At 33.0% G+C, this 13,889-nt stretch carries 14 protein-coding genes; 10 read left to right on the top strand and 4 right to left on the bottom strand.

Annotated features, from left to right (window positions below; genetic code table 11):
- Positions 1-122: 122 nt before the first annotated feature.
- The 10 genes from tgt (at position 123) to BM246_RS09930 (ending at position 9,603) form a co-directional block, all read left to right on the top strand.
- On the top strand, positions 123-1,253 hold the full coding sequence (gene tgt, locus BM246_RS09975) for a tRNA guanosine(34) transglycosylase Tgt (protein ID WP_074937601.1): 1,131 nt from the start codon (positions 123-125) through the stop codon (positions 1,251-1,253).
- Positions 1,254-1,301: 48 nt separating this feature from the next.
- Positions 1,302-2,384, top strand: a complete 1,083-nt coding sequence (locus BM246_RS09970) for an LptF/LptG family permease (protein ID WP_074937599.1) — start codon at positions 1,302-1,304, stop codon at positions 2,382-2,384.
- Complete coding sequence (locus BM246_RS09965; protein WP_074937597.1) at positions 2,371-3,267, top strand: DMT family transporter; 897 nt, start codon at positions 2,371-2,373, stop codon at positions 3,265-3,267. The genes BM246_RS09970 and BM246_RS09965 overlap by 14 nt, the downstream gene beginning before the upstream one ends.
- A 68-nt stretch (positions 3,268-3,335) precedes the next feature.
- Positions 3,336-4,289: an acetyl-CoA carboxylase carboxyltransferase subunit alpha gene (locus tag BM246_RS09960; protein ID WP_042504757.1), complete on the top strand. Its 954-nt coding sequence runs from the start codon at positions 3,336-3,338 to the stop codon at positions 4,287-4,289.
- Between the two features lie 170 nt (positions 4,290-4,459).
- On the top strand, positions 4,460-5,998 hold the full coding sequence (dnaB, locus tag BM246_RS09955; protein WP_074937595.1) for a replicative DNA helicase: 1,539 nt from the start codon (positions 4,460-4,462) through the stop codon (positions 5,996-5,998).
- Positions 5,999-6,292: 294 nt separating this feature from the next.
- A complete protein-coding gene (locus BM246_RS09950; RefSeq protein WP_042504755.1) occupies positions 6,293-7,477 on the top strand; it encodes a hypothetical protein in 1,185 nt (394 codons plus the stop codon).
- Between the two features lie 40 nt (positions 7,478-7,517).
- Positions 7,518-7,796, top strand: coding sequence for an EF-hand domain-containing protein (locus BM246_RS09945; RefSeq protein ID WP_074937593.1), 279 nt, complete (start codon positions 7,518-7,520; stop codon positions 7,794-7,796).
- Positions 7,797-7,816: 20 nt separating this feature from the next.
- Positions 7,817-8,239, top strand: a complete 423-nt coding sequence (locus BM246_RS09940; RefSeq protein WP_074937590.1) for a secondary thiamine-phosphate synthase enzyme YjbQ — start codon at positions 7,817-7,819, stop codon at positions 8,237-8,239.
- Between the two features lie 261 nt (positions 8,240-8,500).
- The gene (locus BM246_RS09935; protein ID WP_074937587.1) at positions 8,501-8,947 is read left to right on the top strand and encodes a YHS domain-containing (seleno)protein; all 447 of its coding nucleotides are present in this window, start codon (positions 8,501-8,503) and stop codon (positions 8,945-8,947) included.
- 5 nt (positions 8,948-8,952) lie between these two features.
- Entirely contained in the window at positions 8,953-9,603 is a 651-nt protein-coding gene (locus BM246_RS09930) for a hypothetical protein (protein WP_074937585.1), read from the top strand.
- Positions 9,604-9,717: 114 nt separating this feature from the next.
- On the opposite strand, the gene rplT is transcribed toward BM246_RS09930, so the two are convergent.
- The 4 genes from rplT to thrS form a co-directional block, all read right to left on the bottom strand.
- The gene (gene rplT, locus BM246_RS09925; RefSeq protein ID WP_042495466.1) at positions 9,718-10,062 is read right to left on the bottom strand and encodes a 50S ribosomal protein L20; all 345 of its coding nucleotides are present in this window, start codon (positions 10,060-10,062) and stop codon (positions 9,718-9,720) included.
- Positions 10,063-10,172: 110 nt separating this feature from the next.
- Positions 10,173-10,370 (bottom strand): 50S ribosomal protein L35, encoded by a 198-nt coding sequence (gene rpmI / locus BM246_RS09920; protein WP_042495462.1) that lies wholly within the window; start codon positions 10,368-10,370, stop codon positions 10,173-10,175.
- A gap of 91 nt (positions 10,371-10,461) precedes the next feature.
- Positions 10,462-11,001, bottom strand: a complete 540-nt coding sequence (gene infC / locus BM246_RS09915; RefSeq protein WP_074937583.1) for a translation initiation factor IF-3 — start codon at positions 10,999-11,001, stop codon at positions 10,462-10,464.
- A gap of 46 nt (positions 11,002-11,047) precedes the next feature.
- Complete coding sequence (gene thrS, locus BM246_RS09910; RefSeq protein ID WP_074937581.1) at positions 11,048-12,982, bottom strand: threonine--tRNA ligase; 1,935 nt, start codon at positions 12,980-12,982, stop codon at positions 11,048-11,050.
- Positions 12,983-13,889 lie beyond the last annotated feature (907 nt).

The following is a 13,889-nucleotide window of genomic DNA, read 5'->3' as shown; positions in this document are numbered from 1 at the left end:
TGTTCGTTTTAAGATTTCGTTTATTATTACAAAAACGTTGCCAAAGTTAAATTATTTCCTTTTTTTAAATATTGCTTTCGGATTTTAGTTAATTATCTTTGCCAACTGATACAAATATAGAGATGAAATTCGAATTAAACGCAAAAGACCCACAAAGCAAAGCGAGAGCAGGGAAATTAACTACAGATCATGGTGTAATAGAAACACCAATTTTTATGCCTGTGGGAACTGTTGGAACGGTTAAGGGAGTGCATCAAAGGGAGTTAAAGAATGATATTAACCCCGATATTATTTTAGGAAACACCTACCATTTATACCTAAGACCCCAAACACATGTGTTAGAAAAAGCAGGTGGACTTCATAAATTTATGAATTGGGATAGAAATATTTTAACCGATTCTGGTGGATACCAAGTGTACTCGCTTTCTGCAAATAGAAAGATAAAAGAGGAAGGTGTGAAGTTTAAATCGCATATCGATGGTAGTTATCACACATTTACGCCAGAGAATGTTATGGAAATTCAACGTACTATTGGAGCTGATATTATTATGGCTTTTGATGAGTGTACACCATATCCTTGCGATTATAATTACGCGAAACGATCTATGCACATGACGCATCGTTGGTTAGATCGTTGTATTAATCATCTTGAAAAAACACCTTTAAAGTACGATTACAATCAGGCATTTTTTCCTATTGTACAAGGAAGTACTTATAAAGACCTTAGAAAACAATCGGCGGAGTATATAGCGAACTCTGGTGCTGTAGGAAATGCTATTGGAGGTTTATCTGTAGGGGAACCTGCTGAAGAAATGTATGCCATGACAGATGTGGTTTGTTCTATTTTACCAGAAGAAAAACCAAGATATTTAATGGGAGTAGGTACACCAATCAATATTTTAGAAAATATTGCGTTAGGTGTAGATATGTTCGATTGTGTTATGCCAACTAGAAATGCTAGAAATGGGATGTTATTTACAGCGCATGGCTCTATCAATATTAAAAATTTAAAATGGGCAGAAGATTTTTCTCCAATCGACGAGATGGGAATTACCTTTGTTGATACAGAATATAGTAAAGCATATTTACGTCATTTATTTACGGTTAACGAGTTGTTAGGTAAGCAAATAGCAACTATACATAATTTGGGTTTTTATATGTGGTTGGTTCGCGAAGCAAGAAAACATATATTAGCAGGAGATTTCAATGACTGGAAAAACCAAATGGTAAAACAAATGGCTAATAGACTTTAGAAGAAATAAAATATTGAAACACTGCTTGTTTATTGAAGCTGTATAAGTATGAAAATATTAGATTGGTACATATTAAAACGCTATTTGTTTACATTTTTAATGATGTTACTTCTGTTTATACCCATTGGTATAACGGTGCATTTAGCTGAGAAAATTGGTAAAATTTTAGAAAACGAAGTGCCTTTTGGAGAAGTGCTTATTTATTTTTTAGATTTTACTATCTATTTTGCACATCTACTTTTTCCTCTATTTTTATTCCTATCTGTAATTTGGTTTACTTCAAAGCTAGCAAATAATACAGAAGTTATTGCTTTTTTAAGTTCGGGAGTATCGTTTACAAGGTTTTTACGTCCTTATATGATAGGTGCTACAATTGTTGGTGTTTTGTCTATTCTTTTAGGCTTGTACTTAGCTCCAAATGCTAGTAAAGGGTTTAACGATTTCAGTTATAAATATTTAAAAAAGGGACGTAGTGCTGTAGAAAATACTAATGTTTTTAGGCAAATTAATGATAACGATATTATATACGTTAGTAGTTTTGATGTTAAAAACAGTATAGGACGAAATTTTACTTTAGAACATTTTGAAGAGAATGAACTTGTTTATAAAATTACCGCCGATAAAATTAAATATGTTGAAAAAGATTCGTCTTCAACTTACGAATTAACCAACTATACCAAGCGTATTATTGGTCAAAATGAAGACGAATTAGGAGTCTTAAAGAAAAAAGACACGCTTTTCGCCTTTGACGTAGGTGATTTAATTCCAGAAATCTACGCGGCAGAAACTAAAATGTATGGTGATTTAAAGCAATTTATAGCAAAAGAAGAATCGAGAGGGTCTTCTAATGTGGGGCGTTTTAAATTGGTGCTATATAGAAAATGGAGTTTACCTGTTTCAGTGTTTATATTAACTATCATTGCTGTGGCCGTTTCTTCTAAAAAACGTCGTGGTGGTATGGGAGTTAATCTTGCTGTAGGTATTTGTATAGCCATGATATTTGTGTTTTTTGATAAAATATTTGGAGTAATGGCCGAGCAGTCAGATTTTAATCCACTTATAGCTGTATGGTTTCCAAATATAATTTTTGGAGTTTTAGCAGCTTACCTGTTGTACCATGCAAAGCGCTAATTTTAAAGATTATTTTCATTTACATATTCTTGTTTTTATTGCTGGATTTACGGCAATTTTAGGCGAGTTAATCACTATTGAAGCAATTTCTTTGGTTTGGTTTCGTATGTTAATGGCATCGGTTTTACTTGTGGTTTATGTGTTATTTTCTAAGGTAAATTTAAAAGTAAATCCGAGGGCTTTATTACGGCTTTCGTTAGCAGGAGTTATTATTGCCTTACATTGGATTACTTTTTTTGGAGCTATCGATGCCTCAAATGTTTCTACAACTTTAGCGGTATTTTCAACAGGTACATTTTTTGCATCTATAATAGAACCTATTGTTTATAAACGTAAAGTTTTAGGCTACGAAATTCTATTCGGTATACTTGCTATTGTAGGCGTTTGCATTATTACACAAAGTGAAGTAGAGTATCTCACAGGAATTATTCTAGGTATTTTATCTGCTTTTTTTTCGTCATTATTTGCTGTACTTAACGGAAGCTTTCTTAAAAAGCATTCGGCAACTGTTATCTCGTTTTACGAGTTTATAAGTGGTGTATTATTCATTACTATTTACATTTTATGCTTTGGAGAAGGGTTTTCTGCAGAGTTTTTCAGTTTAAGCACTTCCGATTTTTGGTATCTTTTCATTTTAGCATCCATTTGTACAACATATGCTTTTATAGCATCAGTTTATATAATGAAAACCATAAGTCCTTACACCGTTGTACTTACTTACAATTTAGAACCTGTTTATGGCATTATTTTAGCCTTAATTTTATTTCCGGAGAAAGAAAAAATGAGCCCATCATTTTATTACGGAGCCCTTGTTATTATTACTGTTGTTATGTTAAATGTGCTAGTTAAAAACTGTAGAAAGATAAAAAGAAGTCGCTCATAATGTATTAACAAAATTAAAGTTTTTATATTTGCAGACTAACTCTAATAATTAGTCAAAACAAATTTCCTATGGAATATTTAGAATTTGAACTCCCAATAAAAGAGCTTGAAGATCAATTACAGAAATGTAAAATTATTGGTGAAGAAAGCGAAGTGGATGTTACAGAAACATGTACGCAGATAGAAAAAAAGCTTAAAGAAGCTCAAAAAGATATTTACAAAAACCTAACGGCTTGGCAGCGTGTACAAATGTCTCGTCATCCAGAACGTCCTTATACTTTAGATTATATTAAAGCTATTTGCGGTAATTCTTTCTTAGAGTTGCATGGTGATAGAAGCTTTAAAGATGATAAAGCAATGATTGGCGGATTAGGTAAAATTGGAGATCAAAGTTTTATGTTCATTGGTCAACAAAAAGGATACAATACCAAAACAAGGCAATACAGAAATTTTGGTATGGCTAATCCAGAAGGATACCGAAAAGCGTTACGTTTAATGAAATCTGCTGAAAAATTTGGAATTCCTGTGGTAACACTTTTAGATACTCCTGGAGCTTATCCTGGTTTAGAAGCTGAAGAGCGAGGACAAGGTGAAGCTATTGCTAGAAATATTTTAGAAATGACACGCCTTAAAGTGCCAATTATAACTATAGTAGTTGGTGAAGGTGCATCAGGTGGAGCATTAGGTATAGGTGTTGGAGATGTTGTTATGATGTTAGAAAACACATGGTATTCTGTTATTTCTCCAGAGTCATGTTCGTCTATTTTATGGCGTAGTTGGGAGTATAAAGAATTAGCTGCATCAGCTTTAAAGTTAACGGCTCCTGATATGAAAAAGCTAAAAATTGTTGATGAGATTATAAAAGAACCTCTTGGAGGCGCACATCGCGATAGAACAAAAACTTTTACATCGGTTAGTAATGCCATTACAAAACATTATGAGGTGTTGAAAAAGTTATCAGAAAAAGATTTAGTTGCCCAACGTATGGATAAATATCTACAAATGGGGGTTTACAAAGACTAAACCATAGAAAACATACTTAAGAAAAAAATCTGAAGGGTATCACTTCAGATTTTTTTTATGCTTATTCACAATATATTTAAGTTATTAACAGTTAAATTGTTAACCAATGGTTAACAATCATAGCCGTAAAAATCTATAAACCTACTTCAATTTTAATTACTTTCGTAGTTATGAAACAACCAAACCCCGTTCAGGGATATAAAGTCGATAAAAGCACACTAATAAGCCTCGAAAAAGGGAAAATACCTCCTCAAGCTATTGATTTAGAAGAGGTTGTTTTAGGTGCCATGATGATTGATAAAAAAGGTGTCGATGAAGTTATCGATATTTTAGCACCCGATGCATTTTATAAAGAAGCACATCAACATATATTTGAAGCTATTTTTACGTTATTTGAAAATAGTGAACCAGTCGATTTATTAACCGTTTCAACGCAGTTAAAGAAAAATGCAAAACTAGAGCAATCTGGGGGCGATTTTTATCTTATTTCTTTAACTCAAAAAGTATCATCTTCTGCGCATATTGAGTTTCACGCTCGTATTATTCTGCAAAAGTTTATTCAGCGTAGTTTAATAAAAATTTCAAATGAAATTATTGAAGATGCTTACGATGAAACTAAAGATGTATTCGACTTATTAGATACAGCCGAGTCTAAATTATATGAAGTTACACAGGGAAATATTAAAAAATCTAGTGAAACCGCTCAAGATTTAGTAATTCAGGCCAAAAAGAAAATTGAAGAAATTTCTAATAAAGAAGGTTTAAGTGGTATTCCAACAGGATTTACCAAACTAGATAAATTAACCTCAGGGTGGCAACCTTCCGATTTAATTATTGTTGCGGCACGTCCTGGTATGGGTAAAACGGCATTAACTTTATCCATGGCACGAAATATTGCTGTAGATCAAAATGTACCCGTTGCCTTTTTCTCATTGGAGATGGCATCTGTACAGTTGATTATGCGTTTAATTTCTAGTGAAACGGGCTTATCTTCGGAAAAATTAAGAACAGGGAAACTTGAAAAACACGAATGGGAACAGCTTAACGTAAAAGTAAAGAGTTTAGAAAAAGCACCGTTATTTATTGATGATACGCCGTCGCTTTCTATTTTCGATTTACGTGCAAAAGCCCGTCGATTATCTTCTCAGCATGGTATAAAATTAATCATGATTGATTACTTACAGTTAATGACGGGTGGATCGAGTCATGGAGGAAACCGTGAACAGGAGATTTCGATGATTTCTCGAAACTTAAAAGCATTAGCAAAAGAATTAATGGTGCCAGTAATAGCACTATCTCAGTTATCTCGTGCGGTGGAAACGCGTGGAGGAAGTAAGCGTCCGCTACTATCGGATTTACGTGAATCTGGTGCGATTGAGCAGGATGCCGATATTGTAAGTTTTATTTATCGTCCGGAATACTATAAAATTGATGAATGGGATGATGATGAACGCTCTCCAACAGAAGGTCAAGCCGAATTTATTATTGCAAAACACCGTAATGGTGGTTTAGAAAATATTAGACTGAAATTTATCGGTAACTTAGGTAAGTTCGACAATTTAGATGATTTTGATTCTCCGTTTGAATTCCATTCTAAAATGAATGCGGCTGCAAATGATGATACCTTCCAAGCAGATAATTTTAAGGCGAGTCCAGACCAAGCTTTTGGAAGTTCATTTAATGATGACGATAACGAAGTACCATTTTAAAATTAATTAGTTTCTAAGAGAATTTATATAGAGATTTTCAATCTCAAAAAAGGAAAATTATTCCTAGAAATAGTACAAAATTAGTATTGATTTTATCAAATAGAATCATAAATACTGTTTTTTATCCCCACAAAAATTAAGTATCTTTCGCTTATATAATTCAATTTCTCAGTTGGTTTTTATTACTTAACTGAGAAATTATTTTTAGGCAATCTCAAATTGAAAAAGATAATCTTCACATTATTATTTATATGCTTAGCATGTAAAACCTACGCATCCTATGTTTTTATTCCTATGGGTGTAGGTAATCAAAAAAATCACTTAAAAGCATACGGAATTACCTATTGGGTTCTTAATAAAGATCTTAAAGTGAAATGGCTTCTTAATTATCAAGGTGGTTCATTTTTACTTCCTGATACGGAAGCTATTCAGAGAGAATGTCAAATTCGTGGCGTATCTTTCGATGTTATTTCTAATGCTAAAGCGGAAGCTATTTTGGAAGATATAAGTAGCCCTAGCCAAAATATGGAAGCTGTTGTATTAGAAAAGGCCCCAAAAATTGCAGTTTATACGCCAGAAGGAAAATTGCCTTGGGATGATGCTGTAACTATGGTGTTAAACTATGCCGAAATCCCTTATGAAACTGTTTACGATGAAGAAGTTTTAAACGATGGTTTATTATTATTCGATTGGTTGCACCTGCACCATGAAGATTTTACCGGACAATTCGGTAAGTTCTATGGAGCTTATCGCGCGGCATCGTGGTATATAAACGAGAAAAAAGCAGCAGAAACTCTAGCTCAAAAATTAGGATATAATAAAGTTTCTGATGAAAAATCGGCAGTAGCTCATAAAATTAGAGACTATGTTGTTGGTGGTGGCTTTATGTTTGCTATGTGTAGTGCTACAGATAGTTTTGATATAGCTTTATCTGCCGAAGGTGTAGATATTTGCGAACCTATGTTTGATGGCGATGGGAGCGATGCAGGGTATCAGAATAAAATAGATTTTAATAAAACATTTGCATTTACTAATTATCAATTAGAAAGAAGTCCTACGGTTTACGAGTTTTCTTCTATTGATATGACGCAGAAACGCAAGGTAAGTAAAACAACCGATTATTTTTCTCTTATGGAATTCTCAGCAAAATGGGATCCTATTCCATCTATGTTATGTCAAAATCATACCGCTTTAGTTAAAGGTTTTATGGGGCAAACAACATCTTTTACTCGAGATGAAATAAAATCCAATGTTTTGGTTATGGGAGAAAATAAAATCAATGGCGAAGCAAAATATATCCATGGTATAAAGGGAAAAGGCTTCTTTACATTTTATGGCGGGCATGATCCTGAAGATTATCAGCACCGTGTTGGCGATCCTAAAACGGAATTGGATTTGCATCCAACATCACCGGGTTACAGATTAATTCTTAATAATGTGTTATTTCCTGCTGCAAAAAAGAAGAAACAGAAAACATAGTAGCTCTTATTTTTAATTTATAACCATAAAACTTAAAAACATGGCATCAAAAAAAGCAATACTCAACAAAATACAAATAGTTCTTACTAATCATTTTGAAACTCCAGAAGACGCATTTAACTTTTTTGATAAAAGTGGAGACGGTAAATTATCTAAAAGTGAAATAGTAGCTTTACTTAAGGAAGCTGAGATTAATGGTTTTATTCGAGGCTTAGTGTCATCGAAATTGATTGATGGTTATGATAAGGATGGTGATGATAAAATTGATTGGAAAGAGTTTAAAAAGGCTATTTCAGAAATAGCTAAAGATGTCAAATAATGATAAAATTTTTGTTTTAGATGAAAATTTTTCAAAAGGAAATTAAATTAGAATCGCATAAAAGAGGCTTTCATTTAATAACGGATGCTATTCTGCATGCAATTCCCGAAATTGTAGAGATTCAAATGGGGCAATTACAGGTTTTTATTAAGCATACATCAGCAAGTTTAACCATTAACGAAAATGCAGATGATACAGTTAGAATGGATTTCGAAAGTCATTTTAATAAAATGATTCCAGAAAACGCACCATATTACAAGCATACCTATGAGGGACCTGATGATATGCCTGCCCATATTAAAGCTTCGTTAATAGGAGCATCAGTTCAAATACCAATTACTTACGGTAAATTAAATCTTGGTATTTGGCAAGGTATTTATTTATGCGAACATCGGGATTATGGAGGAGCAAGACAAATCGTTATTAGTGCTTTTGGTGTTTAAAATAAATTACTAAATAACATTAAAAAGAATTCCTAATAAAATAGAAAAGAGCACCTATCTAAAAGAGATAGGTGCTTTTTTTTGTCCAAACTTTTAGAATAGGCAATAAATACGATGTTCTTTTAGCTTAACATAAGCTTTTCAATTTTTTTATTTGAAAGGTAGTTCTCGTCATGGCGACTGACTTCTAAGTAACCATGAGACATTATAATAATTTAAATTACTCTTGGGAAATAAATGAATAATATAAATGTATAGCAAATGAAAAATTTAATAGCTCTAGTTTTCTTCATATTTGGTCAAACTATGATAGCTCAAAATATCGATTTTAATACTAAAAAAGGTTTTGTAATAGAGGGATTCGATGTCGTTTCTTATTTTAATAATGCGCCTAAAAAAGGAAATGATGATTATGTATCGAAATACAAAGGCGGGAAGTTCAAATTTTCATCACAAGATAATCTAGACACTTTTAATGAAAATCCTGAAAAGTACGTTCCGGCATATGGCGGATATTGTGCTTATGCCATTGCTGTAAAGGGAGACAAGGTTTCCGTAGATCCAGAAACTTACGAAATTAGAGATGGTAAATTGTACTTGTTTTACAATTCATGGGGAATTAATACGCTTAAATCTTGGTTAGATGAATATCCTGATAGCTTAAAGGAAAAGGCAGATATAAACTGGAAACGTATAAATCAAGGTTAGAAGTGATGGATTTAATTCTTTATTTACTTATTGGTTTTTCTGCAGCGGTACTTGGTGCACTTCCTTTGGGTACTACAAATATAGCTGTGATAAACACAACTATTAAAGAAAACGTAAATAGTGCTCTAAAAATAATACATCCTGCTGCTTTTGCAGAACTTATTTTAATATTATTTGCTATCAGTTTTAACAGCCAAATAGAAATGTTTATTAACATGAATATTTGGTTACAGTATACTATTGTTGCTATTTTTATTGTAGTTGGTGCCATTCTTCTTTCAGGTAGAACAGAGTGCGTTAAAGATGAAAATGATGAGTGTATAATAATTAAGAAGAGAAGAAGACCAATTTCAAAACAAATGTTGGGTTTCTTTTTGGGTCTAGTTAACCCAACAGTTCTTATCTATTGGATATTTATAACCACTTATTTAAACAGGAATATAATAGATTTAAATCTCCCTGTAGATTATAAGCTATTGGTGTGGTTTCTAATTGGAGCGTACTTTGGTAAATTGTTAGTGTTATACGCATACAGTAAATTTAGCGATGTATTAAAGGTTAAGGTATCCAATGTTACTACACGGGTAAATAGAGTTATTGGTGTGTTGTTACTTTGTGTTTCGGTATTTCAGATAACGAAGTTAATTTACCTTTAAACTATCTACTATCTTTAGTTCTTTTAAATAAAAGGCATAAAAAAATCCGATTCAATTAAGAATCGGATTTTTTTTTATTAAGCGAATAATATGTTTTACAATAGGCGGAACGCCTTATTTTACTTTCTCGATTACGGCTTTAAAAGCCTCTGGGTTGTTCATAGCTAAATCGGCTAAAACCTTACGGTTTAATTCGATATCATTAGCTTTTAATTTCCCCATAAATTGAGAATAAGATAAACCATGTAAACGGGCTCCTGCGTTAATACGCGTGATCCATAATGCACGGAATGTTCTCTTTTTATTTCTACGGTCTCTATACGAGTATTGCATCGCTTTATCAACCGCATTTTTTGCTACTGTCCAAACGTTTTTACGACGTCCAAAGTAACCTTTTGCTTGTTTTAGAACCTTTTTTCTACGGGCTCTTTTTGCTACAGAATTTACTGATCTTGGCATAATTTTAATTGTTTTTTTGTAGTAGGCGGTCTATAAATAGACACTTTTTATAAATTGAGCCTAACTCCAGGGTTTATAATTTATTTAACCAACGTTAAAACAGGTTGTGTTTATTTTAAACGCAACATTGTTTTAATGTTATTTTCGTCTGCTTTATGTACTAATGTATCATGACGCAGTGCTAGCTTACGCTTTTTAGACTTCTTTGTTAAGATGTGACTTTTAAAAGCGTGCTTTCTTTTTAATTTACCAGTACCAGTAAGCTTGAAACGCTTTTTAGCACTAGATTTTGTTTTCATTTTAGGCATTTTTTTCTCCTAGATTTTAATTATTTCGCTTAATTATTTTCCTGCCAAATGTATTTGGCAACTTATCTTTATCCTAATAAATTAGGGGTATTTACTTTTTAGGAGCAATAAACATAGTCATACGTTTACCTTCCAATCTTGGCATTTGTTCTACCTTCCCAAGTTCTTCTAGATCTTGAGCTAAACGTAGTAACAGGATTTGGCCTTGTTCTTTAAATATAATAGAACGTCCTTTAAAAAACACAAATGCTTTTAGCTTTGCACCTTCTTTTAGGAATTTTTCGGCATGCTTCCTTTTAAATGCGTAATCATGATCATCAGTTTGAGGTCCAAAACGAATCTCTTTGATAGTCACTTTTGTAGCTTTAGATTTTAAAGCCTTATCACGCTTCTTTTGTTCGTAAAGAAACTTTTTATAGTCCATAACCTTACAAACAGGGGGCTCAGCATTTGGTGATATTTCTACAAGATCTAGTCCTTGTGTGTCAGCTATTCGCATAGCGTCACCTTTGGTATAAATACCAATTTCAACGTTGTCTCCTACAAGACGCAGTTTTTGTGCTGTAATTTTCGAGTTTATCTTGTGTTTATCCTCTTGTGAAACCCTTCTCGGTTGATGTCTTCTTCTAATTGCTATGGCCTTAAAATTTTAAATTAAACTTAATTGTATTTTGTTGTTAAAACGATTTTAACGTTTTTTTAATCTCATTCTTTATTATTGTAGAGAAGTCGTCAACGGATATCATTCCTAAATCTTCTCCACCATGTTGGCGTACAGATATTTTGCCTTCTTGCTCTTCTTGTTCCCCTATAATAATCATATACGGGTGTTTTTGCATTTCAGATTCTCTAATCTTCTTCCCAATAGTTTCATTTCTATGGTCTACAAGGGCGCGAATTTCGTCATTTTCTAGCAAATTTAAAACTTTTTCCGAGTATTTTTCATATTTCTCGCTAATAGATAAAATAATTACCTGCACTGGCATAAGCCAAAGCGGGAAGTTACCACCTGTATGTTCCAATAATAATGCCACAAAACGTTCCATACTTCCAAAAGGAGCACGGTGTATCATAACAGGGCGGTGAAGCTCGTTATCACTGCCTTTGTAGGTTAAATCAAAACGTTCTGGTAGGTTATAATCTACCTGAATAGTACCTAGTTGCCACTTTCTTCCTAAGGCATCTTTCACCATAAAATCTAGTTTTGGGCCGTAAAAAGCAGCCTCACCTTCTTCTATAATAAAATCTAAACCTTTATCGGTGGCAGCATTAATAATGGCTTGTTCTGCTTTTTCCCAATTTTCTACATCACCAATGTATTTGTCGGGATTTTTTGGATCTCTTACAGATACTTGTGCAGTAAAGTTTTCAAAACCTAAAGAACCAAACACGTAAAGAACCAAATCAATAACATCCTTAAACTCTTTATCTAACTGTTCTGGCATACAAAATAAATGCGCATCATCTTGAGTAAAACCTCTAACACGAGTTAAACCATGTAGTTCACCACTTTGCTCATATCTATAAACGGTACCAAATTCAGCATAACGCTTAGGTAAATCTTTATAACTCCATTGCGCACTGTTGTAGATTTCACAATGGTGTGGGCAATTCATAGGTTTTAATAAAAACTCTTCATCAGCTTTAGGGGTTGTAATAGGCTGAAAACTATCAGCACCATACTTAGCATAATGCCCAGAAGTAACATAAAGTTCCTTTTGTCCAATATGCGGAGTAATTACCATTTCGTAACCTGCTTTCTTTTGTGCAGCTTTCAAAAAGTTCTCTAAGCGCTCACGTAAGGCAGCTCCTTTAGGTAACCAAAGTGGTAAACCCTGTCCAACTTTTTGAGAAAACGTAAATAACTCTAATTCTTTACCAAGTTTTCTATGGTCACGTTTTTTAGCCTCTTCAAGTAAAGCTAAATATTCAGTAAGTTCCTTTTGTTTAGGGAACGATGTAGCGTAAACACGTGTTAATTGCGGGTTGTTTTCATTACCTCTCCAGTAAGCACCAGCAACACTTAAAATTTTAACAGCTTTTATTATACCAGTGTTTGGTATATGTCCGCCCCGACATAAATCTGTAAACGTAGCGTGGTCACAAAAAGTAATAGTGCCATCCTCTAAGTTTTCAATAAGTTCAGTTTTAAACTCGTTACCTTTATATAGTTCTAAAGCTTCCGCTTTACTAGCTGATCTCATTTTAAACTCATGTTTACCACGAGCAATTTCTAACATCTTGTTTTCAATGGCTTTAAAGTCCTTTTCCGAAACAGTTTGCTCACCAAAATCTACATCATAATAAAAACCATTATCAATAGCAGGTCCAATGGTTAGTTTAGCGTCACTATATAGCTCTTCAATAGCCTGAGCCAAAACGTGAGCAGAACTATGCCAAAAAGCAGTTTTTCCCTCATCATCCTTCCAAGTATATAAAACTAACGAACCATCCGTGGTCAACGGCGTAACGGTTTCAATAGTTGTACCATTAAAGTTTGCCGAAATCACGTTTCTAGCAAACCCTTCGCTAATACTTTTCGCAACATCCATAGGTGTCACGTTCTCATCAAACGTTTTCACGCTGCCATCAGGTAATGTAATATGTATCATAAAATAAATTAAAATCCGTATGCAAAGATAATAGTATAAACAAACCCACACAATATATATAAGAGTAATAATTAAAATAGAATAAAATATGGGTTACTCTATATGCACTTTTAAGTGTGCATATAGAGTCGGGCTTTCACTACTCGCTCCTCCTAAGGTCGGGAGCTCAAACACGCCGTTCAATCCCTAACGTAAAAATAAATTCGGAAAGAGCATTTCTAAAGCATCATATATATATAGGTTCTCTGTTAAGTGAAATTAATACACCTATATATAATGAATAAGTTGAATAGTAAAAAGAATAGGGGAGGAGAAGAAAACCAGTATTAGTTATGGAGAGCTAAACATCAAAGACAAGTTTATATTATACCTTATATAGAACAGCTAAGATTATATAGTCATATATATAATAGATATTATGAGGGAAATTGGTTTTAATCAAATAAAGCGATCTCCCCGAAGTGCTTTGTAGAGTAAATACACCTTATAAAATGTTTTTACAAGGCTTTATTGCTGTTCAATAGATAAAAGTCAATGCCCTATGGTATAAAAATAATAATTAAGCTTCTGTAAATCAATTGCGTAACATTTTTTTTAGTAATTAATTCAAAAATACTTCATAAAAAAGGTTGTCAGAACCAAAAAGGGATCTATATTTGCACCCCGCTAAAAAAGGTAAAACTTTAAACGGGTAACGTTCATAAGCAGGTTGATTGATTAAGATTTTAAAAGCGGTAAAAAACTTTTAAAAAAAGAAATAAAAAACATTGTGAGTTTCAGAAAAGGTTGTAAGTTTGCAGCCGCTAAAAACGGCAACGTAATTAGCTAGAAAGTTCATAAGTATATTGTTTAGTATTTAGGTTAGGGAGGTATTAAATCTTTTTAAAATAAAAGTTAAATAATTATT

It is taken from the genome of Algibacter lectus (assembly GCF_900112395.1).
GTDB classification, from domain to species: domain Bacteria; phylum Bacteroidota; class Bacteroidia; order Flavobacteriales; family Flavobacteriaceae; genus Algibacter; species Algibacter lectus.
Note: the sequence above shows the minus strand (reverse complement) of the source record. Positions and strands in the feature narration are given on the sequence as shown.